General features: G+C 50.0%; 18 protein-coding genes and 1 tRNA gene. 11 read left to right on the forward strand and 8 right to left on the reverse strand.

What is annotated here, in order from left to right:
* The first annotated feature begins 183 nt into the window (after positions 1 to 183).
* Positions 184 to 5,013: a translocation/assembly module TamB domain-containing protein gene (locus ACN4EK_RS20340; protein ID WP_431660023.1), complete on the forward strand. Its 4,830-nt coding sequence runs from the start codon at positions 184 to 186 to the stop codon at positions 5,011 to 5,013.
* Here the strand turns inward: ACN4EK_RS20340 and ACN4EK_RS20345 are convergent.
* Positions 5,010 to 6,062, reverse strand: a complete 1,053-nt coding sequence (locus tag ACN4EK_RS20345) for a Gfo/Idh/MocA family protein (protein ID WP_431660024.1) — start codon at positions 6,060 to 6,062, stop codon at positions 5,010 to 5,012. The two genes, ACN4EK_RS20340 and ACN4EK_RS20345, sit on opposite strands and share 4 nt — an antisense overlap.
* Before the next feature lie 735 nt (positions 6,063 to 6,797).
* On the opposite strand from ACN4EK_RS20345, the gene ACN4EK_RS20350 reads away from it, so the two are divergent.
* The 8 genes from ACN4EK_RS20350 to ACN4EK_RS20385 all read left to right on the forward strand — a co-directional run bounded on the left by ACN4EK_RS20350 (position 6,798) and on the right by ACN4EK_RS20385 (position 12,777).
* Complete coding sequence (locus ACN4EK_RS20350; RefSeq protein WP_431660025.1) at positions 6,798 to 7,076, forward strand: Npun_R1517 family heterocyst differentiation transcriptional regulator; 279 nt, start codon at positions 6,798 to 6,800, stop codon at positions 7,074 to 7,076.
* A 135-nt stretch (positions 7,077 to 7,211) separates the two neighbouring features.
* Positions 7,212 to 7,284: transfer RNA gene (locus ACN4EK_RS20355), tRNA-Glu, on the forward strand.
* 263 nt (positions 7,285 to 7,547) lie between these two features.
* On the forward strand, positions 7,548 to 7,673 hold the full coding sequence (locus tag ACN4EK_RS20360) for a DUF4351 domain-containing protein (protein ID WP_431660076.1): 126 nt from the start codon (positions 7,548 to 7,550) through the stop codon (positions 7,671 to 7,673).
* Positions 7,674 to 8,057: 384 nt separating this feature from the next.
* Complete coding sequence (locus tag ACN4EK_RS20365) at positions 8,058 to 8,195, forward strand: hypothetical protein (protein WP_431660026.1); 138 nt, start codon at positions 8,058 to 8,060, stop codon at positions 8,193 to 8,195.
* A gap of 410 nt (positions 8,196 to 8,605) precedes the next feature.
* Positions 8,606 to 10,333, forward strand: a complete 1,728-nt coding sequence (locus ACN4EK_RS20370; protein WP_431660027.1) for an ABC transporter permease — start codon at positions 8,606 to 8,608, stop codon at positions 10,331 to 10,333.
* 13 nt (positions 10,334 to 10,346) lie between these two features.
* On the forward strand, positions 10,347 to 11,708 hold the full coding sequence (locus ACN4EK_RS20375) for an ABC transporter ATP-binding protein (RefSeq protein WP_431660028.1): 1,362 nt from the start codon (positions 10,347 to 10,349) through the stop codon (positions 11,706 to 11,708).
* A gap of 93 nt (positions 11,709 to 11,801) precedes the next feature.
* A complete protein-coding gene (locus ACN4EK_RS20380) occupies positions 11,802 to 12,284 on the forward strand; it encodes a GNAT family N-acetyltransferase (protein ID WP_431660029.1) in 483 nt (160 codons plus the stop codon).
* A gap of 106 nt (positions 12,285 to 12,390) precedes the next feature.
* Positions 12,391 to 12,777 carry a YybH family protein gene (locus ACN4EK_RS20385; protein ID WP_431660030.1) on the forward strand — a complete coding sequence of 129 codons (387 nt, stop codon included), beginning with the start codon at positions 12,391 to 12,393 and terminating at the stop codon, positions 12,775 to 12,777.
* 70 nt (positions 12,778 to 12,847) lie between these two features.
* Here ACN4EK_RS20385 and gorA read toward each other — a convergent pair whose 3' ends face one another.
* The 4 genes from gorA to ACN4EK_RS20405 all read right to left on the reverse strand — a co-directional run bounded on the left by gorA (position 12,848) and on the right by ACN4EK_RS20405 (position 16,735).
* Positions 12,848 to 14,188: a glutathione-disulfide reductase gene (gorA, locus tag ACN4EK_RS20390; protein ID WP_431660031.1), complete on the reverse strand. Its 1,341-nt coding sequence runs from the start codon at positions 14,186 to 14,188 to the stop codon at positions 12,848 to 12,850.
* A gap of 445 nt (positions 14,189 to 14,633) precedes the next feature.
* Positions 14,634 to 15,311, reverse strand: coding sequence for a rhodanese-like domain-containing protein (locus ACN4EK_RS20395; protein WP_431660032.1), 678 nt, complete (start codon positions 15,309 to 15,311; stop codon positions 14,634 to 14,636).
* Positions 15,312 to 15,434: 123 nt separating this feature from the next.
* A complete protein-coding gene (locus ACN4EK_RS20400) occupies positions 15,435 to 15,860 on the reverse strand; it encodes a TIGR02588 family protein (RefSeq protein ID WP_431660033.1) in 426 nt (141 codons plus the stop codon).
* Positions 15,857 to 16,735, reverse strand: coding sequence for a TIGR02587 family membrane protein (locus ACN4EK_RS20405; protein WP_431660034.1), 879 nt, complete (start codon positions 16,733 to 16,735; stop codon positions 15,857 to 15,859). The genes ACN4EK_RS20400 and ACN4EK_RS20405 overlap by 4 nt, the downstream gene beginning before the upstream one ends.
* A 548-nt stretch (positions 16,736 to 17,283) precedes the next feature.
* Here ACN4EK_RS20405 and ACN4EK_RS20410 point away from each other — a divergent pair.
* The gene (locus ACN4EK_RS20410) at positions 17,284 to 19,518 is read left to right on the forward strand and encodes a hybrid sensor histidine kinase/response regulator (RefSeq protein WP_431660035.1); all 2,235 of its coding nucleotides are present in this window, start codon (positions 17,284 to 17,286) and stop codon (positions 19,516 to 19,518) included.
* Here the strand turns inward: ACN4EK_RS20410 and ACN4EK_RS20415 are convergent.
* Positions 19,515 to 20,177 carry a phosphoribosyltransferase gene (locus ACN4EK_RS20415; protein WP_431660036.1) on the reverse strand — a complete coding sequence of 221 codons (663 nt, stop codon included), beginning with the start codon at positions 20,175 to 20,177 and terminating at the stop codon, positions 19,515 to 19,517. The two genes, ACN4EK_RS20410 and ACN4EK_RS20415, sit on opposite strands and share 4 nt — an antisense overlap.
* Positions 20,178 to 20,357: 180 nt before the next feature.
* Here ACN4EK_RS20415 and leuD point away from each other — a divergent pair, with 180 nt between their 5' ends.
* Positions 20,358 to 20,957, forward strand: a complete 600-nt coding sequence (gene leuD, locus ACN4EK_RS20420; protein WP_431660037.1) for a 3-isopropylmalate dehydratase small subunit — start codon at positions 20,358 to 20,360, stop codon at positions 20,955 to 20,957.
* A gap of 256 nt (positions 20,958 to 21,213) precedes the next feature.
* On the opposite strand, the gene ACN4EK_RS20425 is transcribed toward leuD, so the two are convergent.
* The gene (locus tag ACN4EK_RS20425) at positions 21,214 to 22,359 is read right to left on the reverse strand and encodes a sulfate ABC transporter substrate-binding protein (protein WP_431660038.1); all 1,146 of its coding nucleotides are present in this window, start codon (positions 22,357 to 22,359) and stop codon (positions 21,214 to 21,216) included.
* A gap of 137 nt (positions 22,360 to 22,496) precedes the next feature.
* Complete coding sequence (locus tag ACN4EK_RS20430; RefSeq protein WP_431660039.1) at positions 22,497 to 23,597, reverse strand: sulfate ABC transporter substrate-binding protein; 1,101 nt, start codon at positions 23,595 to 23,597, stop codon at positions 22,497 to 22,499.
* Between the last annotated feature and the right edge of the window lie 85 nt (positions 23,598 to 23,682).

A 23,682-nucleotide genomic window follows, 5' to 3' on the forward strand; every position in this document is an offset into this window, starting at 1 on the left:
AGATGTGTATAAGAGACAGCCCCCACTCCCCACCTGCTTCATCGCGCCGATCCCATTGCCAAATCTGTGCCAATTCCCAATCTGGAATCCCCCAAAAACCGTTGCACGAAAGTTAAAAGTAGGCTTTTGGAACTGCGATCGAGGCGGTATAGTTACACAGGTAATTGTCGCTAGCTTCCGACAATGACAAACGAGCCCAATCCCGGTAATGAACCGAATCCAGAGTTAACTCCTCCAGAACCTCGCGATCGTCCCCCTCGGCGACGACGGCGCTGGCGACGGATCGTGCTGCCGATTAGCATTGGTCTACTCGGTGGTTTAGGGGCAGGGGCTTGGTGGGGCTGGGTCTTTATTAATGAACGGTTAGCCCCTTTAGTCGCCACTAACTTAACGACTTTATTTGATCGCCCGGTTGACTTTGGGGCAGTGGAGCGGGTCACGCTGACCAGTATCAGATTTGGCACAACTCGCATTCCCCAGACCCCTACAGACCCAGACTATGCCTCGGTCAAAGCGATCGAGGTGAATTTCAATCCCATTCAAGCGATCGTGCAGGTCGCTACAACCCGGCGCTTGACGCTGGACATTACCCTGATCGACCCCCAGTTGTTCTTGGATCAGTCCCCGGATGGGGTTTGGCTGAAAACTCAGATTAAGCAGCAAGAAGCGGGTGCCATCACGATCGAGCCACTGATTCGGATTCAAAATGCTAACGCGGTGTTATTACCCACTCCGCAACTGCCGAAAGAATCGGTGCCCATTCCCGGTCGGCGGATTCCGGTGGCGTTAGCTCCAGTGAATGGAGTAGTGACCATGCTGGATGATAACCAACGTATTACCTATGAAGCGGATATTCAGTCCCGATCGGGGGGCAACTTAAAGCTTCAGGGTGAGACACTTGTCCCTGCCCAACGCACCAATCTTCAGATTCAGGCACAGAACTTTGCGATCGCGGAAGTTGGTCGCTTAATTAATTTGCCTGTCAATTTAGCGGCAGGACGGGGCGGCGGCAACCTGTCAGTGCAGTTTCGTCCCAATGAGGATCTGCCCTATATCGTGGGCTCACTGCAATTCCAGGGGGCTACCATGATCATTCCCCAGGTGCCCCAGCCGTTTACGCAAGCCACGGGACAATTACAACTGAAAGGCAAAACCCTACGCCTGGAAAATGTCAAGGCAGCCTATGGCAAGGTTCCTTTTGTTGCCAATGGCTCGTTAGTGCTGGATCAGGGCTATAACATTACGGCTCAAGTGCCATCGGTGCGGCTACCAACCGTGATCGAAACGCTGCAAGTGCCATTACCCTTTGTAGTGGATGGTGCCGTTGCCGCCGACTTACGCTTGACCGGAGCCCCAGAACGTCCGGTTCTCTCTGGGACGGTACGCAGTACGGCACCGGGACGAGTAGATCAGGTTGCCCTCGATCGCTTCAATGGGCAATTTCGTCTGGATACATCGGCATTAACGTTAACCGTGGCTGATATTCAGGCAACGCCGACAGCCGGGGGACAGGTGCGAGGGTCTGGAGTAATCAGGCTCGGAGAACCTGGTGCGGCGACTCCTGCCCAACCCACCTCCCCGGAATTAGCCTTTACCTTTCAGGCGGTGAATGTCCCGGGTGATCCGATCGCCCGTACCTATAACAATGGCAATCCGCTGCCGATTACGTTAGGACGGGTAAATGCCCAGGCGCAAATTGCCGGAGCGGCGAATAATTTGCAAACCGTAGTGCGTTGGCAACTGCCAGAGGCGACCTATCCTGGTTCCGGTACGATCGCCATTGCCGATGGAGCGATCGCCCTACAGAATACGGTATTAACGGTGAATGGTGGTACGGTAACGGCGGCGGGTCGGGCTGCCAATGGTCGCTGGCAAGGCAATGTGCAGGTAACGCGGGTGACTCTGCAACCCTTCTCTCCGGATTTGCAAGGAGAACTTGATGGTCGCTTTACCCTGGCAGGTTCTCTATCCTCCTTTAGTCCGGCGGATATTCGGGCACAGGGACAGGTACGGCTATCCCAGGGGATTGCGATTATCGATCGCCCCTTGACGGCTCAGGTGCAATGGACGGGACAGCAGATTGTGGTGCAGCAAGCGACCGCGACCGATTTTAGTGCCAATGGCACGATCGGGGTGCAACTTGAAGGCACACCAGCGATCACGGCATTGAATTTGAATGTGCGTCTGGATAACTATAATCTGCAAGATTTTCCGATCACAGTTCCCGAGACGATTCAATATGCTGGCGTGGTAGATTTTGCTGGACGCGTGACTGGCACTCCGGCGGCACTCAATGTCAACGGTGATGTTGTCCTGCGACAGTTTGTTGTCAATAACGTTGCCTTTGAACCACGATTGCAAGGAACCGTCCGGGTGGGGCAAGGGGTGAATCTGGATTTGCGAGGACAACAGGATCGGATTGCTGCTACGTTGGATGCTAACTACCAACCGATCGCCTTTGATATTCGTCGGGATCAAGCCGTGGCAACGGGGCGAACGCAAGGTGGACTGCTGATTACAGAATTACAGAATTTCCCGCTCACCCTGGTACAGTTTCCGGGCACGACCGCCTGGTTATCGCCTACTGGGACACTAACGGGGACTGTGGCGATTAATTTAGCCAACCAGAGTGCATCTGGGCAGGTGGCGATCGATCAGTTGGCGTTTGGGCCCTACCGGGCGGATCAATTTGGCGGACGAGTCAGTTTTGCCAATGGGGTAGCTACCTTACGGGAAGCGGAACTACGGCGCGGGAGTACAATCTTCCAAATTGACTTGTCTGCGAATGTTTTGAGTCCTGATCCTCAGGTGCAGGGATCGGTAAAAGTGGCTCAAGGAAATATTCAGGAAGTGCTCGAACTCCTGCAAATCTTTGATCTGGCTGACTTTGGGCAGGCCTTCAGTCCCCCGAGCTTTGGGACGGCGGCTGATTTACAGACTGTCCCGATCGAGCAAGCCAATGCCTCCTTATTAAATCGGTTACGGCGGCTTGCCGAAATTGCGGCGCTTCAGGCACAGGAACAGGCGCAGGAGGATGAATCGCCGTTACCCCCATTGGAGGAACTCACAGGACGCTTTCAGGGTGAGATCAGTTTTCGAGGGTCAGCACGATCGGGGGTAAATGCCGAATTTAGTCTGCAAGGTGAACAATGGCAGTGGGGGCGGTTCTCGGCGGAGCGGCTGGTGGCCGTGGGGTCGTTAGAAAATACCACTGTGACGCTATTACCGTTGCGAATTGAGTCGGGTGACGCGGTGATTGCCTACTCTGGACAAATTGGTCTGGAGCAACAGTCCGGACAACTGCGAATTGAAAATTACCCGATCGAGCAATTAACAGCTTTAGTTGATCTGCCAGTCGATATTGAAGGTCGGATTAATGCCACAGCCACCCTCTCCGGCAGTTTACGCAATCCCCAGGCGGTTGGGTTTCTCAGCTTAGTCAATGGGGTGTTAAATGGAACCCCACTGCAAGAGGCGCGGGCAGGCTTCAACTATGCCAATGCTCGGTTAGGGTTTGGGAGTACGTTTTTGCTGACTGGCAAAGAACCCCTACGGGTGGAAGGCAACCTGCCCTATCAGTTTCCCTTTGCAACTGTCCAACCAGCCAGCAATGCCATCAGTCTAGATATCAATGTTCGGGATGAAGGACTGGCATTATTAAATGTTCTGACGAATAACCAAGTTGTCTGGCAGGATGGTCGAGGGGCGGTCAACTTGCAAGTGCAGGGAACGCTCAATCAGCCGATCGCCAGTGGGTTAATTACCGTCCAAAACACGACCTTACAAGTTAGAGCGTTACCGGAACCCTTAACTAATGTGAATGGGACGATCCGCTTCGTTCAGGATCGGCTGCGGGTAGAAACGTTGACTGGACAGTTTAGCCGGGGTCAGGTGAGTGCCCAAGGGGTGTTACCGATTTTTGCGGCTCTGCGGTCTGATGATCCCGATCGTGCCCGTCCCTTGAGTGTCTCGCTGGATCAAATTGCCCTGAATCTGAAAGGGTTATATCAAGGTGGGGTGAATGGCGATATTCAGGTAACGGGGACGGCATTTAATCCCGTTCTGGGTGGAGATATTCAACTGGCGAACGGACAGGTTCTGTTGTCTGACCCTCCCGAGGTGACGGCTCAAACGGTGGCAACGACTGGCCAATCGCCCCAACCTGTAGTTGAATTTGACAATTTGCGGTTGACTTTAGGCAATGCGATTCGGATTACCCGTCAACCGATTTTGAATTTCCTGGCATCCGGTGAACTGACGATTAACGGTTCCCTGAATGAACTGCGTCCCAGTGGTGTGATTAATCTGCGATCGGGACAGGTCAACATTTTCACGACTCAGTTCAACCTGGCGCGGGGGTATCCACAAACGGCGACCTTCCAACCCGAACTGGGCTTAGACCCGATTCTGGATGTCCGGTTGATTGCCTTGGTGCCTGAAGCGACGGGTTACCGCCAACCCACTTCCCCGATCTCATCGGAAATTTTGGATAATCCGATCGCCACCAGTAACTTTGGTTCGCTGCAAACGGTGCGGATTCAAGCCCAAATTCAGGGCCCCGCCAGTGAACTGGATGAAAACCTGGAACTCACCAGTAGCCCTGCCCGTACCCAGTCGGAAATTGTAGCATTACTCGGGGGTGGTTTTGTGCAAACGTTGGGACGCGGGGATAGTGTGCTGGGGATTGCTAACTTAGCCGGTTCCGCCCTGTTAACCAATGTACAGAACTTTATTGGCAATGCCTTGGGGTTAAGTGATTTCCGTTTGTTTACGACATTGGTTCCCGACGATCGTCGCCGCAATACCCGCAGTCGGAATACCCTCGGGATTGCGGCTGAAGCTGGGATTGATATTACTCCCTCGATATCGGTGAGTGTGCTGAAGATTCTCACCTCTAACCAACCGGCACAGTTTGGTCTGCGCTATCGGATTAACGACAATTTGTTACTGCGGGGGTCAACGGACTTTTCGGGAGATAACCGAGCCGTGATTGAATATGAAGCCCGATTCTAACTGTCCTCTACTGGGATGGTTTGCCCAGTTGCTGCCGATCGCCGAGCCGCATCTGCCACCTTCAAGGTATAAAGGCTGGCTTCCGGGGTGACATACCGTGGCGTGTGGTGTCGTAAGTGATCAATCACGATCGCCGTATCTTTGGCAAACAGACCGCGCCGACTGCCGACCTCGATCAACTGCCGACCCTGTGCCTGAATCAACTCGCCTTGCTCACCTTGTAAGACGATCGCGCCCTGTTCCCCCTGGACTTCAAACCGCCGCTCGGCTTGCCACAGCGTTTCGCCCTTACCGTATGTCACTTCTGCCAGTAATCCACTCTGGAAGCGCAGTTGTGCCGTACAGAGGCAGGCTCGATACGATCGGGAGTCGTCTGTCGGGGGGGAACCTGCCCCAGGCTCGAATTTGGCTTGACAGTTGACGGTGGCGACTTGCCCAAATAGGTCGGTCAGGCGATGAAGTCGTGATAGGGCTCCTACCAACGGAAACCCAAATAAATCGGGTGAATAGGTCCATTTCTGGGGGGCGGGTCGTTCTGGTTTAATCGTGCTGTATCGGGCATAGAACGGTGTGCCGATGTGCGGCAGGGTTGCCTTCAGGGCTTGATGCACTCCTCCCAGCAGTTCAATATGCTCCACATGCAGGAGTTTGTGCTGTGCTTTGGCTAAAGCGATCAGTTCAGTTGCCTCTAGTGGATCGAGCGCTAAGGGATATTCCACGATCGCATGTTTGCCAGTTTGTAGCACTGCCCGCACCATCGCCCCATGATCACGATTCACACCCGCAATCATAATTAGATCCAAATCGGACTGCTGGACGAGATCAAGCCAGTGATCGACGGCGATCGTGTGGTGAATCTGGCTAAATTCCTGGGTTTTCTCGGGAGTATGCCCTGCTACCGCCACTAATTTGGCATGGGGCTGCGATCGCAGCGCTTCTGCCCGTAGTTTTGCGGCATATCCCGTACCAATTAAGCCAATTCGGAGAAAATCGGTCATTCCGCCTGCCTCTACACGGTGAGCCTGTTCTAAGGAATCACTTCTGACCATTCTTCCTGGTCAATGTATTTTCAGTCAACAAAGATTTCCGTATATTCCTCAGTATATTCCTGAGATTACATTTATTTAAGCTAAACCAAGAAATTTATAAGTAGATTTCAGTATCGATTTAACTGACTAAATAATTTTTATTAGCGCTAGACTGACTTTCCTAAAAATTCACTAAAGCAACTAATTTCGCCAGTACCTATCTGATACGGGTGACATTATTTACTTAATTTCAAGTAGTTTTCTCAGTATTCAGGTATCAATTGGTAGCAACGATCGCTAGCTTGGCTGTTATTGTATCTGGATTTAACCAGGATCAGAAGGGGGTAAGCTAACATCGGCTGTATTGATCAATACTTTGGTGTAAGTAAGTCCTAGAGGCTAGTTCGGCAGATTCTCCTCATAAAAACTTTATAAAAAATGGGTTCTAAATACTGAGCTTGGCTCCTAAAAAAGCACTAAACTTTACCGATCGCTAACCTAAATACTGATCATTGGGAAATTAGTAGATTAAGTTTTAAACTCTTGTAAAATCAGTTGTTTTCCCCATCATAAACTTCCGCTATTTAGCGGATCGTGATCGTTTTATGGGAATGCTACTTTTAAAGTGTTATGTGAGGTTCTTGCGGCAATTGGTGGATAAGTCCTCAGCCAAGAAATTAACGCTAGCTGCTTGAATCTAGCCAGTTGAATCCAGACAAAACTCTCATTCGTAGCAGAATAGGGCTAGTTTTACAAATGAAGTACGATTCTCTCGAGTTTGAACCCGCCCCATCCGAGGTGAGCGTCTATGAATGCGAAGTTCATCTCAAGTTTCGGTTGATTGAGGAAAAAGGTGTCCTCAGCAACCGCGATCAGCTCCTCGAAATGCTGCTCGAAGCTTTTGCCTACGGTACTGATGAGTATATGGAGCCTGTACAGGTTGAAGTCGCTGCTCAGGAGATTCCGGAGGTTAACGCGTCTCCCCAGATGCGGCGACGGCTGATTCGACTGCGGAACTCCAAAGATATGGTTTGACCCAACCAGGTGCAGTATGCCTTTGCATGATCGATTTGCCGCCTCACCCAAAAAAAAATTTTGGATTAGGGTTGACAGACTAGGGGGACTTTGGTTAATTTTATAAAGGCGCAGACAACAAGGCGCGGAACACACGCCCCCATCGTCTAGAGGCCTAGGACACCTCCCTTTCACGGAGGCGACGGGGATTCGAATTCCCCTGGGGGTATTAATCTAAGACGCTGAAAGCCCTTTGCTGGCAGGATAAGAATCCAAACAGCAGAGGGCTTTTAGCTTAACTGGAAATCTAGGTGCTCAGTACGGCTCGGTGATCCTGGTTAGCTATTGCATTTACCCAAGCCATTAAAGTTTGGTATATCCGACGGATTTCAGGTCTGGTTGTAATCTGTCGTTTGATCATCTTTGCAAACTGCTATCTGAAGATATCCCCAATGTTTTGCCGAGTGGATTTTAGGCGAACCACAAGCATCCATTGCGGAATATCCAGAAGAAGTGCGATCGCGCATTAACACTCTTTCCCTAGATCAATTAGAAAACTTGGGTGAAGCATGGTTAGATTTTGAGACGATCGCAGATTTACTGATTTGGTTAGGTTAGGTGTAGAAATTTCTGAGCAAAATAATAGATAAAAACTAAAGCAATGGGGCTTTAAGAGGATGTTTTAAAACTATCAAAGTGATTGCACTTGTCCCCTTTTCTGGTATGCCCGTAGGGCTTTAAGTCCCCTTTCTACGATGCCGCAGGCTATATTCTGGGGGACTTTGAATCTGGTTCCTCCCATAATTGGGGGCTAGGGGGGCGGTTCAGGTAACGATTTTGACTTTTCAAACACCCTCTAATACCAAAATTCTTTGGAGCAAATCGATTGACACAAAAAGTTTATCAACGATATAGTGATCAATGGCAGTCAAAGCATTGCCAGATCACTAATTGCTCATAGTTTTTTCATTTTCTTTTTTTGCTCTTTAAGGAGAACAATCAATGGAGGCTTCTGGTAGTAGTTGCCTGTTTGCAACGCTTCAAGAAACCACTATGTCTAACGAAAACCCTGACCCTGATCCTGCGCGTGGTCTGGGGGCGATTGCTCCGATGAATCTGCCCGGTGTGACTCTGGCTTAGAGTCCTAAGTTCATCTCCGATCGCCACTAACCACGGCGATTGCACCGATAGGAGATGAACCATGAAAACGTTTCAGTCAACTGCATAGTCATGCAATATCTACGCTTCATCAGTTCCAGATAACTGAGTTGAAGTGAATTTTTTTGTCATTTGAATCATTACTTTCTATTGTGATTGCATAGAGCGATCGCGCTGGTTTCCCCTGCAATTTTTCTGGGAATTAGCGATCGCACAAATTCAGCGATCGCAGCTTGAGGTAATTAATTCTTTGCATCAAAAACGACTCAATTGCAACGATGTTCTTTTAGAACAAATCGTTAGCCGTTTAAGCCTGAAACCGGGGGGCGTTACGCTCCACTGGCATATTATTGAACCGAAATTTGGTTAAAGTATCAGAAATGTAAGTCGCCATGAAAACCTTTCCATCTCCCGAAGCGTTACGGCGCTTTCCTTTTGGGCTAGCAGATATTGCGGTTATTCTTGGTACGCTGGTTTTACTGGCATTAGTGGCTCGCATCGGGGCTGGGGCACTGGTTAGCTTTGAACCTCCTGACATTGTGCCTGCCATTGATCTCGATCCGCGTAACTTGCCGTACTATGCAGGGCGATCGACGCTTCGGATGTTTATTGCGCTGATCTTTTCGACGCTGTTTACCCTGATTTACGGCTATGTTGCCGCCAATAGCCGACGAGCAGAACGGGTGATGATCCCACTGCTCGATATTTTGCAATCGGTTCCTGTATTGGGGTTTCTCTCGATTACTGTAACCGGATTCATCGCGTTATTTCCGGGTAGTTTGCTGGGGCTGGAGGCTGCCTCTATTTTTGCCATTTTTACCAGCCAAGTCTGGAATATGACCTTTTCGTTTTATCAGTCCTTGCGAACCGTTCCCAAGGAACTGGATGAGGCGGCAACGCTTTATCAACTGTCGCGCTGGCAGCGATTTACCAAACTGGAGGTTCCCTCTGCCACGATCGGATTATTGTGGAACGCCATGATGAGCTTTGGTGGTGGCTGGTTTTTTGTGGCAGCGAGTGAAGCGATTAGTGTATTGAATCAGGAATATACGTTACCGGGAATTGGGTCTTATGTTGCTGCTGCGATCGTCGCTGAAAATCTGGCTGCATTAGGCTGGGCATTACTCACCATTGCGATCGTGATTGCGTTGGTAGACCAGCTTTTTTGGCGACCCTTAATTGCCTGGTCAGACAAGTTTCGTATGGAACAAAGCGCCTCGGCGGAAGCCCCTGAATCCTGGGTTTATGATCTGCTGCAAACAGCACGAATTCCACGGATGTTAGGCAAGCTATTTATGCCGACTGGGGAAGCCATTAACCGATGGTTATCTCGGCTCACTCGCCCCCTCTCCACCGTCAAGACGGATGCAAACCAGGAACAGCAGGGCGATCGCTTTTACAACATGATCTTGCTCGTCATCATCGGTTTGTTAGTTGCCTGGGCATTGCACTTTATCGTGACCACTGTAGGCATTGGTGAAGTGGTCAAAACCTTTGGCTTAGGTATTCTTACCCTACTGCGAGTTACCCTACTCTTGCTGTTTGCCACGGTGGTTTGGACACCCATTGGCGTGGCGATCGGGTTTAATCCTCAATTAGCACGCACCCTGCAACCGGTTGTGCAGTTTCTTGCCTCGTTTCCGGCAAACTTCATTTTCCCGTTTGCCACCCTGTTTTTCATTTGGAGCAACATTAGCATCGAGTGGGGCAGCATTCTGTTGATGGCGCTGGGGGCACAGTGGTACATCCTATTTAACTCGATCGCAGGGGCTCAGAGCATTCCTACCGACCTGCGGGAAATGGCAGATGATATTAGCTTGCAGGGCTGGCATCGCTGGAAAAAGCTGATTATTCCGGGCATTTTCTCTGCCTGGGTAACGGGAGGCGTGACGGCCAGTGGCGGTGCCTGGAACGCCAGTATCGTCTCAGAAATTGTCGCCTGGGGAACCACGACCCTGACCGCCACCGGGTTGGGCACCTATATTGCTGAAGCTACCTTTGCCGGAGACTGGCCGCGCATTACTCTCGGCATCGGTATGATGAGTTTATTTGTGGTTGGACTGAATCGATTGTTGTGGCGACGACTCTACCAGCTAGCCGAAGCAAAATATCATCTCTAGGGGAGGTAACACCATGACAGTCGCAATGTCTACTCAGTTAATTGCCGTCGAACAGGTCTCCAAGCGGTTTCCCCTACCGGATGGTAAAGGGGAGTTTACGGTTCTCAATGACGTAAGTTTAACGGTCAAATCTGGTGAAGTGGTTGCCCTGCTGGGGCGTAGTGGTAGTGGCAAAAGTACCCTCCTACGGATTATGGCGGGGTTGATTCCGCCCAGTGAGGGCAAAGTCTTCAGCAACGGGAAGCCCCTGCGCGGAGCCAATAACGATGTGGCGATGGTATTTCAAAGTTTCGCCCTACTGCCCTGGCTAACGGTTCAGGAAAATGTGGAATTGGGATTGGAAGCACGGGGAGTCCAGCGAGACGAACGCCGCCAACGTGCCTTGAAAGCCATTGACATCGTAGGATTAGACGGGTTTGAAAGTGCCTATCCTAAAGAGCTTTCGGGCGGTATGAAGCAGCGAGTTGGCTTCGCGCGAGCGTTTGTGTTAGAGCCTCAGGTTCTCTTTATGGACGAACCCTTCAGTGCCCTTGATGTGCTCACCTCTGAAAACCTGCGGGGTGAAATCGATGACCTTTGGAATGCCAAAACCTTTCCATCGAAAAGTATTTTGATTGTTACCCACAACATTGAGGAAGCTGTCTTTCTCGCCGATCGTGTAGTGATTTTAGGCTCCAATCCCGGTCGCATTCGGGGTGAAGTGGTAATTGATCTGCCCCGTCCCCACGATCGCACATCTCCCCGCTTTGCCTCGTTAGTCGATTACATCTATACCGTGATGACTAACCCGGAAATCGAAGTAACTGGAGAAGCGATCGCTAAGCCAGCAACAGAACCAGCGCCAGCAATCACCTCCCCCTATGCCAAGGCATTACCTCACGTCCGCGTAGGGGGAATCAGTGGTTTGTTAGAATTGATTGTGGATCAACCAGAGGGAACGGATGATATTCCTCGACTCGCAGAACGGCTTCAACTTGCCGTAGATGATCTGTTACCCATTCTGGATGCGGCTGTTCTTCTAGGGTTTGCGGAAGTCTCTCAAGGCGATGTGCGATTGACCAAAATCGGACAGGACTTTGCCACAACCACTATTCTCCGCAGTAAAGATCTGTTTCGACAGCAAACCCTGACCCACGTTCCGGTCTTAAACAGTATTATCCAAACCCTACGAGAAAAGCGTAGCGGTTCTATGCGGGCAGATTTCTTTTTAGACCTCTGGGATGAGCATTTCCCCCATGAAGAAGCCGAGCGCCAATTTGCAACGACCGTAGACTGGGGGCGTTATGCTGAGCTGTTCGAGTACGATGCCAGTGAAGAGCGGCTTTACCTGCCTGAAGTCAGCCCAGATCTAGAGACAACGATTCCCTCTGAATAGTAGTAACTGAAGTTTAGCCCAACTCAAAAACTACCCCATATTTAGGAGGGGCGAACGACCATTCGCCCTTACACATGCGGAAAATTGTTACCTATGATTAGTGAACCTCAATTTCGCGAGATTCGTTCTGATGATATGCAGGCAATCTTTGATGTACGTATAGCCACATGGGACAACGATCGAGGTGATGAAGAGTTAGCCCAGTTAGGGATTACTCATGCTTCGGTACGGGAAATGTTGCAAAACTCCCATCGTGGTTGGCTATGCGAAGTAGATGCCCAGGTGGTTGGGTTTGCGATTGGGAATCGAGTTACTGGAGAAATGTGGGTAATTTCGGTTCTCAAAGAATATGAGGGTAAGGGGATTGGTAAGCAGCTAATTCACTTAGTTGAGGAATGGTTGTTTCAGCAAGGATGGCAAGAGATTTGGTTGACGACCTATCCCGATGAAACGGTGCGAGCGGTTGGCTTCTATCGGCATCTGGGTTGGCGTGATTGGAAACTTGAACCCGGTGGCGATCGGTTCATGAAGAAACATTGGGCAGATTGTGTTGGGGATTATCGCGTCAGACAATAGAGAAATGCTTTTGCGATAGTTCGGTGTAGAACGTGGCTTCGGTTATATCTAATTTGCCCACCCGCTTTGTAGAGGGAATGAGTGAGTTAACAAAGGAGCAAAACCGATGATTGATGCGAACGAAATTCTTAGGACAGTATGTGAGAAGTATGCAGCAGCCGTGAGTGCTAATGATTCTGTTGCTTATGGTCAGTTATTTGCTGCTGATGCGATTCGAGTGCCGCCGGGATTAGAGCCAGAACATGGACCGGATGAAATTGCTAGAAGTGAGCAAAAAGACTATGACGTTGCAAAATGGACGGTGCAATCGACTCCCTTGGATGCCCTAATCATTAACGATCGCTGGATTTCTGGCATGGCACAAGCTCAGGTGAATACAGTTGCCTATGCAGATGGGGCAACAAAGTCATTTCAAGTGACAAAGATGTGGTTGTTGCATCAAGAAGATTCAGGGGAATGGCTAATTAAGCGGCAGATGTGGAATCTCAAGTAGTAACCGTTGTATCGATGATTTACTTGATGAATACGAGTTTTCCTGGCTATTGGTGTACTAGACGACAAAGCTAGTGAAAAAACTCTTCCGCCAGGGTGGGATGGATGCCAATCATTTCATCAAAATCTGGTTTGGTAATTCCCCGTTTAATCGCGATCGCAATTCCCTGAATCATTTCTGCGGCATCCTGGCTGACCACATGAACGCCTAATATTTGACTAGAGGTACGATGTACCACCAGCTTCAACATGGCTTTGCCGGGATAGTGATCTAAGCGGCTAAACAACGGTTCAAATTCGATCCGATGGCATTGAATCGCCTGATCACCATGTTTGTGACGGGCAGCGACTTCTGTCATGCCTACCGTAGCAGCTTCAGGACGGCAGAACACGGCTGAGGGCACATAGGTATAGTCAATATGGCAGGGCTGATTGCCAAATTCAGTTTCCGCAAAGGCATGTCCTTCTGCCCGCGCCACCGGAGTTAATGGCAGACGATCGGTACAGTCGCCGATCGCGAAAATGTTGGCTTGGCTGGTGCGACTATAGGCATCTACGGCGATCGCGCCATCCTGAGGTTTCACACCTGCTGCTTCTAAGCCTAAACCGCTTAAATTGGGAGTTCGCCCGATCGCACAGAGGACGGTATCAACAGTCAGGGATTGAGTTTGATCCCCCACTAAGGTTAATTGCAGTCCCTCTGAGTCAGGTTGAATCGCTTTTACAGTGGTATGACAAAAGCTCTGAATGCCTTGCTGGAGTAATCCCGATCGCACCGCAACTTGCAGATCGTGATCAAACCCTTGCAGAATATTGTCTGAGCGATCCAATAGGGTGACTTCGGTGCCAAAGGCTCGCAGAATGCTGGCAAACTCCACACCAATATAACCACTGCCCACAATAGCAATACTCTGGGGTAATGCCTCCAAGGCAAACATCTCCCGTGAGGTGATGGCATGTTCAATCCCAGGGATCTCGGGTTTGACAGGGTGACCACCGACAGCGAGCAAAACTTTTTCGGCTGTAATGCGGCGATCGTCTACGGCGATCGTATGGGAGTCAATTAATCTAGCCTGGACGGGAATGATCTCAACACCTGCTTGTTCTAAAGCGGTTTGATGGATATGTCTGAGTCTGGCAATCTCCTGATCCCGAACGGCTTTAAAGTGTTGCCAATTAAATGCTTGATGCTCAGTTTGCCATCCCCAGTTCCCTGCGACCTCTAGAACGCGAGCGAAGTCAGAGGCATACACCATAAACTTTTTACCAATGCAGCCCTGATTGACGCATACGCCACCAATATAGTTTTGCTCAGCGATCGCTACTTTAGCACCATACTTAGCGGCTCGTTTTGCGGCAGCTAGCCCTCCAGGTCCTGCTCCAATGACAAACAAATTATAATCGTATCGCATCAGTAATTTAATCAGTCAGTAATAAAGTTGAGTAAAATTTTGTCACTCTCAAGCGACTTACCGAGGTGATCGGATTAATAAACTACAGGAGACAGAAATGGAGAGTAGTATGGTTTAATCCAGGGCACATCGCTGTAATCACGAATGGAAATTGTATCCAAATTGCTCAGTTAAAGATCCCCCAATCTCCTAAAGTGATAAGAGGATGTTTTAAAGATCCTTTTGTAAGCAGCAACAGACACGATCCCCCTAAATCCCCGCGCTCTGCGCCGCTAACGCTAGAAAAAAGGGGGACTATGAGACTGATTCCCCCCTGTTTAAGGGGGGCTAGGGGGGATCTCTGAGAGTGCTTAACATCACAGCTAACACCTTTTCAAACACCCTCTAACTGGGCGAAGAGTGAAGGATCGTTGTGACATCAGTGGGGTTAACGGGCTAGTGGAATTTAGCGCTTAGCAAACCGTTCCATTTGCTTTTCTTTTGCCCGCTCTTCCGCAAACTCTTGCAAACGAGACATGAGATTGTATGCGCCAGCACTGGGAGATTCATCGGTGGCAGGGCCTTCCATCGCTCCCCGAATTTCAGTCCAGGCATCAATCCCGCCTTTCAGCTCAGCCACTCGACGGAAACCGGCTTGACGCAGGGTATTAGCCGCGTTGGTGGTTTCTTCATCGTTGCTACCGTAAATATAGATGTCGCGGGTCGGCATCAGCCCAATCCGAGCCGAATCTAACAACCGTTCCATTGGCATGGTGATTGCCCCCATGATGTGAGCCTGGTTAAAAGCTTCCCGATCGCGGACATCCACGATCGTCAGACCGGGTTCACCCCACATTAACCGGGCTTTGAGTTCATGCGCCGTTGCTTGTTGGTGGAATGCGGGAGGAGTGGGAGTAACCTCAGGCATTCTGTCTTTCAGGGTTTCAATCACTTTCCGTTCGTTGTTTTCGCCCCGATCGACTGCCTCTTGAATATTCTTGGCACCACGATAGGTATCTGCAGAGATGCCTGCTGCACCTTCAGGGTTCTGTTGAGTATTTGGGTCAAAATTTTTAATCGTCCCCTGGGCGTTTTCTTGAGCCGTCTGTTGAATGTTGTTATCTGCGTTATCGATGTTATTCATAGGTCAAAATTAGTTAGTCACATCTTCTAAACTTTAGCGAAAGCACTTTACCTGACCCTCTCCCCGTAGAGGGAGGAATTTAATGATCTATCAATTGGCTGAAAGCAGTTTGCTTAATAGGAATTAGGGTAATTTATAACTAGATACCCGCAGGACTAATTTGCCCTGACGGGGATCATTACTAAAAATAAAGCTGCCCGATTCCTTTTCCCCCTGTGATAGAAAATCAACCTGTAAATCTCCCGATTCAATCACTTCTCCGTCTCTTTGTAATTCGGCAATTACCTGAACTGATTCCACCGTTTCACCCCCAGAATTAGCAATCTCAAACGGGATGTAAAACTGACCATTGGTTATCCGAATCGGTTCAGTTCGTTCGATGTTTAAAGCCGCCGGTCGATCGCGATCGGTTGCCCAAACATATACTACTAATGAGGCAATCACACTAACAATTAACAGGGAAATATAAAAACTCACCCATTCAGCGCGGCTACGGGGAGGACGCTTAACAGAATGGCTGGAATAACTATCTTGCTGGAGGTGTGTCATATCGCTAACCGTCCTGCTGCCCCTCCGATCGTGGCTGGCAACCCCAAAATTAAGGTGTAGCTTAACCACATTTGCCACGGATCCGTTAAATGTAATTGACTGAAAAATACCAACATAATTGCAGCCGCAAATAAAGAGATTAAATAAGACATAACAGTTTCACTAATTGGTCGTTGAAAGATCCCCTGTTGTTGTTGACGTTTAGCTTGATTGGCAAAGCCAGCCTGGAACACGATCGCATAGGAAATTAATAGGGACACTATCATCACGGCTAATAGCCAGAGTCCAGAAACGGCGGCTACCAGCATAGGAACTTCATCGGTTGGAGCAATGTTAAAAGCGATCACCATTGCCCCGATCAATGTTGCTCCAATATCAGCTAAGGTGGCATTTAATCTTCCTTGTTCAGAGGGTTTTCGATGATTACTATTGCGATGATTATCCTGATCCTCACCCCCTAAAAATTGATTGGCTAAGGCAACACCCAATGTGAATGGCATACTTTCATAAATCAGTTTTCCTAAGGCTTCATGTAGAGCAGTTTGCAAGGTGATTTCTTGTAAAATAATCAGAATTAAACCGCAACAAATGATTCCGATCGCCATAGCTTCAATGCTGTCAAATAAGGCATCAATGGCTTGTGTATCACTACTTTTACGGAATCCATCGGTACGATTCAGCATGAATACGATCGTAAACGTTAGGATGATGGCGATAAGTAACCGTAGGGGATGGGCGAAGGAGCCAATCCACCAAACTTCCATGGTGTATAGCAACGGAATACCAAACAAAAAACCGCCCGATGCCCCACGAATGATGTCATCAATTTCATTCATCCAGGCATGAAAGTGACGGTGTCTGCGACCTTGTAGCATGTTTTGTTTACTTCTATACAAAATCCTGGCGATGTAGTTCACGGTAGCAGGAATCACTCTGAAGTTCGTCAACCGCCTGGGGGATTCGTAAATCTTTCTTCAGTCCCATTGCGATCGATGACTGCTGCATAACAAAAGTTATAACTTAGACGCTATCTATCTATGTTCAACTACGCTAGAGTCGCCTGTTTAACAAAGGGTTGAATCGTGGCATGGCGTGAATCAGGCACTAAAAAATTAAAAGCCTGGAGATAAAATAGAGCCAAGATTAACTACTACCGTAGGAATAAAGCGATGCCAAAATCAGTGATGCTCAACTTCCTTCAGGATGCCTATTAGTATGGTGATCATATAGATAATAGGGAAGGAGCAAGATTGATTTTTTTAAGCAGCAAATATATAGCTCGATGCCTGCTATACGCTCCAGCACAGCCTATATAAACTAGATGGTGGAAGAAAATTTCAACAGTTCTAGATCGTTTAGTGCCCTTGTTCAGCGAATTGCTGCAACAAAAGAATTTTTCTGTGCACAATTTTCCGATCGCCAGATGCTGTCGCTCCGATGGTACCTGATTCTGTTGGTTGCAGGGACGTTACTACCGGTCGTCTTATTTGCCCTGGCTGTCGTTTATCGACTCTCGGGTCAGGAGCAGGCGGCATCAGAGCGACGGATGCTTCTAGCTGCCCGCAATGTCGCAGAAATCGTTGATCAGGAGCTAACAGGGACGACACGTACACTTCAGGCACTCGCCTCGTCAAGGTCACTCAATCCAGTTGAGCTTAAAACCTTCTATGACGAGGCAAAACGGGTTGTAGACACTCAAGCTACCTGGGTATCGGTTATCCTCCTATCGCCTCAGGGGCAGCAGCTTGTGAATACGAGACAACCGTTTGGCAAGCAACTCCCATCTGTTATCGAACAAGAGAGCTTACAGCGGGTTATTAAGCAGCGTCAGCCAGTGGTTGGCAATCTTGCTCGGGGGAAGTTGGAACCCGATGTTGTGGCGATTCCCGTTCGCGTTCCGGTGATCCAAAACGGTACTCTGCAATATGTTTTAACCGCTATCCTACCCCAGAGAAACCTGGCTCGGGTGGTGAATGAACAGACCGCTGTCGATGGCGAATGGACGCGCACAGTGGTGGATGGTCAAGGAATCGTCGTGGCACGAACCCGCCAGCCGGAACGCTTTGTTGGGCAACGGGGAACGGCATCCTTCCTGACCCAAATTGATAGGAAAACTGAGGGAATTTATCGGGATACTACCTTAGATGGCATGCCGGTCTATGTAGCGTTTAGTCGAGTGGGGCACTCAGCGTGGACTGCTGCTGTTACAGTACCAGTGGATGCAATTCAGGGGCCGAGCCGACAGGCGATCGGCATCGTTGTTGCCTTTGGTCTTTCCTTGCTCTTGATCAGTGGTGTGGCTGCCTTCATGCTGTCGCGGCAGATTTCTCGGAGCATTACGGCGGCGGCTTTAGCGGCGGAAGCGTTGGCGCGGGGTGAGTATCCTAAAGTCAATCTACTTTCAATTAAAGAGGTGGTTCTATTAGGGCAATCTCTGGAATTTGCGGCGGATCTCTTACTTCAACGGGAGCAGGAACGGACTGAAAACCTGATGCGGGCAGAAGCCGCTAGAGCGGAAGCGGAGGCAACGAATCGGATTAAAGATGAGTTCTTAGCGGTGTTATCCCATGAGTTACGCACACCATTGAATCCCATTCTGGGTTGGTCAAAATTGCTGCGGACGGGACGGCTAGATGCGGCAAAAACTGCCTTTGCGTTGGAAACGATCGAGCGGAATGCCAAATTGCAAACTCAATTAATCGAGGATCTTTTAGATGTTTCCCGAATTATGCGAGGTAAGCTCACGCTCAATATGGTTGCCGTTAATCCGGTACCTGTGATTGAGTCGGCGATCGAAACGGTACGATTAGCCGCCGAAGCTAAGTCAATCCAGATTCAAACCCAACTCGATCCAAACCCTGGTCAAGTTTTGGGCGATTCGGCGCGGCTTCAGCAGGTGGTTTGGAATTTACTGTCGAATGCCGTTAAGTTTACGGCAGGGGGTGGACAGGTTCACCTTCAGTTGGAACGTATTGGTTCTCAGGCTCAAATTCAAGTGAAGGATACCGGGAAGGGCATTCATCCCGATTTTCTGCCGTATGTGTTTGAGTATTTTCGGCAAGAGGACGGCAAGACCACCCGTAAGTTTGGTGGTTTGGGGTTAGGCTTGGCGATCGTGCGCCATCTGGTTGAACTGCATGGGGGGACGGTGCAAGCGGATAGTGCTGGCGAAGGCAAAGGTGCGACGTTTACGGTCAGACTGCCATTGTTAAAAGACGCAGATCTGGGTCGAGATGAATCAACGGGGGACGGCTCTCTAACTGATCAGGCTTCAGTTCTTACCAATCTGCGAGTGTTGCTGGTGGATGATGACAGGGATACCCGAGAATTCATGACATTTCTGTTGCAACAAAACCAGGCGATCGTTACGGCGGTAGCCTCGGCTCAGGAAGCGTTACGCATATTTGAACCAACTCGGTTTGATTTGCTGATTAGTGACATTGGCATGGCTGAAATGGATGGTTATATGCTGATGCAGCAGATCAGGAGCCGTATGGCTCAAGCGGGTGGACATATCCCGGCGATCGCGCTAACGGCCTATGCGGGAGAAGCCGATCAACAACAAGCGTTCCAGGCGGGATTTCAACGTCACATTACGAAACCCGTAGAACCAGACACGTTGGTCAGCGCGATCGTCGATCTGGTGACTGCCCACTAAGAAAATAGAACAGATGGGCGAAATTCATGGGCGGCGGTGAGTAACAGGCGGACTTCTTCATCCGTGGTTTGGGAAAAATCTTCGTACCAACTGCCAACGCTGGAAAATCGTCGAGGCGTTTCCATACAGATCAGGCGATCGACTTCTGCGGCTAACATCTCGCTGGTTTCGGGGGCAGCAACGGGAACCGCAACTACAACCTGGGCGGGGTGTTCCTGCCGCACTGCCTGGACAGCGACTCGCATCGTGGCTCCCGTGGCTAACCCATCATCCACCAAAATCACTGTGCGATCGCGCAAATTTGTCGCCGGACGATCGCCTCGGTAAAGCTGCTCCCGTCGCGTTAATTCCTGTTGTTCCTGGGCGATGACTGTTGCGATCGCGGTATCCTCCACCTGGCAGGATTGGATAATTTGGTGATTCAGAATCTGCACACCACCCGGAGCGATCGCGCCCATCGCTAACTCTTCATGACCGGGAACGCCGAGTTTCCGCACAATCAGCACATCAAGCGGGACATGCAGAGCTTGAGCGACTTCAAAGCCGATCGGTACGCCACCTCTAGGTAAGGCGAGAACCATTACCTCATCCCGGTTGGCGTAGGTAGATAACTGAGTGGCTAATAGTTGCCCTGCGGCAGTCCGATGTTGGAATCGCATAACCCCTCTGCGCCAGCAGGCTACTGTATATTGACGATCCGCCGATGGTGGGTGATCGCCAACCGAAAAGGTGGTTTCAATCTAACCAATTGCTGCCACGATCGCCTCTGTCCTCCGAGGGGCATCACCGCCCGGGGTGGCTTCAGCCTATACTAAATAGTCTGGGCTTGGAGTTTAGCTATGGTTAGTGAAGTAAAAGTGATTGCAGGTCGGGCGGTGCCGTTGACGGGTAATGATATTGATACCGATCGGATTATTCCGGCACGATTTTTACGCTGTGTCACCTTTGATGGCTTGGGAGCGCAGGTGTTTGCCGACGATCGCGCCCACAGTCAGGGACAACATCCGTTTGATCAGCCGTCCTATCAGGGGGCGGAAATTCTGGTGGTGAATACGAATTTTGGCTGTGGTTCCTCGCGGGAACATGCGCCGCAGGCGATCGCCAAGTGGGGCATTCGGGCGATCGTGGGTGAAAGTTTTGCTGAAATTTTCTTTGGCAACTGTGTGGCGATCGGGATTCCCTGTGTGACTGCTAAGCCAACCTCCGTCAGACAACTCCAGGAACGGATTGCCCAAAATCCTCAAGTGACGGTTACGGTGGATCTGGAGGCGATGCAAGTCACCTGTGAGGATCTGACCTTTGAGATCGAGATGGTGGCAGGAGCGCGACAAATGATGGTGTCTGGCACCTGGGATGCCTGTGGACAACTGGTGGCTCATGCAACAGAGATTCGGGCAACCGCCGCGCAATTGCCTTATATCCAATGGGCGAAGGCATAGCTAATAGCATAAAAACAGGGGAGTACGTTGTCATGCTCCCCTTAGTAAGTAGCCCGGTGAAATTAATTGTGAGATGCCAGCCTTTTGCCCTCACCCCCAGCCCCTCGCCCAGTGTTGGGAGAGGGGAGCCAATCTTAGCCTCCTTCTCCCAAATTTGGGAGAAGGGGGTTGGGGGATGAGGGCAGTTTCAGTGTGGTCAGTTTAATTACGCCTACTTACTTAACATCAAAGTTGTTGTTTTGCTAATGACAACTCCTTATCGCTTTAAACTTGCCTGCATTTGATCAAAGAACGCCCCATCTTCAAAGAATTTCTTCTGCACCGCACTCCAGCCACCGTAATCTTCGACGGTGCCTAACTCTTTCACCGACTGGAACTTGCCCGATAGGTCTTTGTTTTTAGCCACCGATTCATCCACCGGACGGAAGCCAACCTTGGCAAATTCTGCCTGGGCTTCGGGGGTAAACAAGAATTCGACAAACGCCTGAGCCACTTCGCGGGTGCCGTGCTTATCCACATTCTTATCCACTACCGCGATCGGATTGTCGATCGAAATATTCACATCAGGCACGACATACGGGGATTTCTCACCCTTTTGTTGCGCCAAGATAATTTCGTTTTCGTAGTTAATCAGGGCATCTCCCTGCCCCTGTTTGGCAAAAATATCTGTGGCTTCCCGAGCATCTCTCGTCAGGATGGGCACATTCTGATACGCCTTGGTGATGAAGGCTTCAGTTGCTTTCTCGTCCTTGCTGGTGATCATTTTATAGTTCCAGAGTGCCAGGAAGTTCCAGCGAGCAATGCCGGAGGTTTTGGGGTCAGCCGTAATCCACTTGACATCATCCCGGGTCAGATCTTCAAAGGATTTAATGTTTTTGGGGTTGCCCTCCCGTGTTACCAGAACGGCGACCGATTTCGAGACGGTGCCATTGTTTGGGACTTCCTTTTCCCAACCTGGCTCAATCAGTCCGGCTTTCGCGAGTTTATTGGTATCCAGGGCTAAGGCGAGATGTACTATATCGGCTTCGAGGCCATCAATCACCGCGCGGGTTTGCGAACCTGAACCCCCATAGCTGCGGTTAAAGCTAACCGTCTGACCATGTTCTTTCTGCCATTTCTCGACAAACTGGGGAATGATGGCATCATGGGCTTCCTTCGTGACCGCAAAGGACACCAGCGTTAGCTCAACGTTTTGCTTCTGGCTAGACACTGGACTGGCACCAGGAGCCGTCGCCGTGTCGGTGTTATTGCTGCCCGGTGAGCAAGCCGCGATCGCAACAGTCAAACTGGTGCCGACTAGAAATAATGAGACAAACTGCCGAAAGGATTTGAATCTCCAGCGATCGCCAAATGTCCCAACGAGGCTCCCCACGGCTCTGGGGAGAGATTGCCAATCAACCATACCAGGTGCTCCTAATCAGAGAATTAATCTACGGTTATTTGGTAGGAATACCGTGTTTTATCTACAAACAAAATCCTACAGAGAAGCTGTAGGATTAGCAATAGGGAAACCCTAGTTTTTTGATCGGAATTGCGGATTTACTGAGATAACCGATTCCGGATCATGTCGAACATGGCACCATCGGCAAAAAACTTTTTCTGGATCACTGACCATCCACCGTAGTCCGCGACCTGGCCCAGGGTGGGAACTGGGGGATATTTGGCTGAGAACTCCTTGGTTTTGGCGATTGTAGTATCTACAGGTCGAAAGCCCGCTTTGGCAAACTCTGCCTGGGCTTCGGGGGTGAACAGGTATTGCACAAAGGCTTCAACGACTTCCCGGTTGCGGTGAGCTTTGACATTTTGATCGACAATGGCGATCGGGTTATCGATCGAAATATTCACATCGGGAATCGTGTAGGGTAGAGTTTCGCCATGAATGGATGCCAACAAAATCTCATTCTCATAGTTAATCAACGCATCGCCCTGACCTTGCTTGAAAAACGCATCGGTTGCCTCTCGCGCATCCCGCGTTAATACTGGGGCATTATGGTAAACCTGGGTGACAAACTGTTCCGCTTCGGCTTCGCTCTGTCCGGTTTTAATCGCGGCATTCCATAAAGCTAAAAAGTTCCAGCGAGCCACTCCCGAGGTTTTAGGATCTGCCGTGACTAACCTGACTCCGGTTTTTGCCAGATCAGCCCAGTTGTGAATGTCCTTCGGATTATTTGGGCGAGTCACCAAGGCGGCGACGGATTTGCTGACAATGCCCTGGTTAGGAGTTTCTTGCTCCCATCCTGGGTCGATCAGTCCGGCTTTGGCAATGCGATCGACATCTAACGCTAGAGCTAAATGCACCACGTCAGCATCCAAGCCATCAATCACTGCCCGAGCCTGCGCTCCAGAACCGCCATAACTCTGACTGATATTCACCGTTTGCCCATGTGCTTGCTGCCACTGCTCGGCAAACTTGGGAATGATGGTTTTATACGCCGATCGCGTGACGGCAAAGGACACCAGCGTCAGTTCAACATGGGTGGAATTAGCGGCTCCCGGAATGCAGGAGACGAGCGATACACTGAGCCCTAGGCTAACTAGAAATAAGGCGACGAACCGCCGGATTGTCTGGTACTGTAGCCAGCCTGCGATCGTGGATACCCATTTCTGCCACTGGCTAGCCATGCGTCCCCAAATTACCATGCCTCCAACTCCTGAATTAATCCACTAAGCCGATCGGAATATTGTGCTTATCCGATAGTAACTTGAATTCCTGACGGAACTGGGA

It is taken from the genome of Pantanalinema rosaneae CENA516 (genome assembly GCF_050753385.1).
Lineage (GTDB): Bacteria > Cyanobacteriota > Cyanobacteriia > Leptolyngbyales > Leptolyngbyaceae > Pantanalinema > Pantanalinema rosaneae.

Coding starts and splice junctions, on each gene's coding strand:
- ACN4EK_RS20375 (WP_431660028.1), top strand. CDS start 10,347: ATGACAGTCGCAATGTCTACTCAGTTAATTGCCGTCGAACAGGTCTCC.
- ACN4EK_RS20385 (WP_431660030.1), top strand. CDS start 12,391: ATGATTGATGCGAACGAAATTCTTAGGACAGTATGTGAGAAGTATGCA.
- ACN4EK_RS20405 (WP_431660034.1), bottom strand. CDS start 16,735: ATGCTACAAGGTCGCAGACACCGTCACTTTCATGCCTGGATGAATGAA.
- ACN4EK_RS20395 (WP_431660032.1), bottom strand. CDS start 15,311: ATGAATAACATCGATAACGCAGATAACAACATTCAACAGACGGCTCAA.
- leuD (WP_431660037.1), top strand. CDS start 20,358: ATGGTTAGTGAAGTAAAAGTGATTGCAGGTCGGGCGGTGCCGTTGACG.
- ACN4EK_RS20425 (WP_431660038.1), bottom strand. CDS start 22,359: ATGGTTGATTGGCAATCTCTCCCCAGAGCCGTGGGGAGCCTCGTTGGG.
- ACN4EK_RS20370 (WP_431660027.1), top strand. CDS start 8,606: ATGAAAACCTTTCCATCTCCCGAAGCGTTACGGCGCTTTCCTTTTGGG.
- gorA (WP_431660031.1), bottom strand. CDS start 14,188: ATGCGATACGATTATAATTTGTTTGTCATTGGAGCAGGACCTGGAGGG.
- ACN4EK_RS20350 (WP_431660025.1), top strand. CDS start 6,798: ATGAAGTACGATTCTCTCGAGTTTGAACCCGCCCCATCCGAGGTGAGC.
- ACN4EK_RS20400 (WP_431660033.1), bottom strand. CDS start 15,860: ATGACACACCTCCAGCAAGATAGTTATTCCAGCCATTCTGTTAAGCGT.
- ACN4EK_RS20340 (WP_431660023.1), top strand. CDS start 184: ATGACAAACGAGCCCAATCCCGGTAATGAACCGAATCCAGAGTTAACT.
- ACN4EK_RS20380 (WP_431660029.1), top strand. CDS start 11,802: ATGATTAGTGAACCTCAATTTCGCGAGATTCGTTCTGATGATATGCAG.
- ACN4EK_RS20430 (WP_431660039.1), bottom strand. CDS start 23,597: ATGGTAATTTGGGGACGCATGGCTAGCCAGTGGCAGAAATGGGTATCC.
- ACN4EK_RS20365 (WP_431660026.1), top strand. CDS start 8,058: ATGGAGGCTTCTGGTAGTAGTTGCCTGTTTGCAACGCTTCAAGAAACC.
- ACN4EK_RS20345 (WP_431660024.1), bottom strand. CDS start 6,062: ATGGTCAGAAGTGATTCCTTAGAACAGGCTCACCGTGTAGAGGCAGGC.
- ACN4EK_RS20415 (WP_431660036.1), bottom strand. CDS start 20,177: ATGCGATTCCAACATCGGACTGCCGCAGGGCAACTATTAGCCACTCAG.
- ACN4EK_RS20410 (WP_431660035.1), top strand. CDS start 17,284: ATGCTGTCGCTCCGATGGTACCTGATTCTGTTGGTTGCAGGGACGTTA.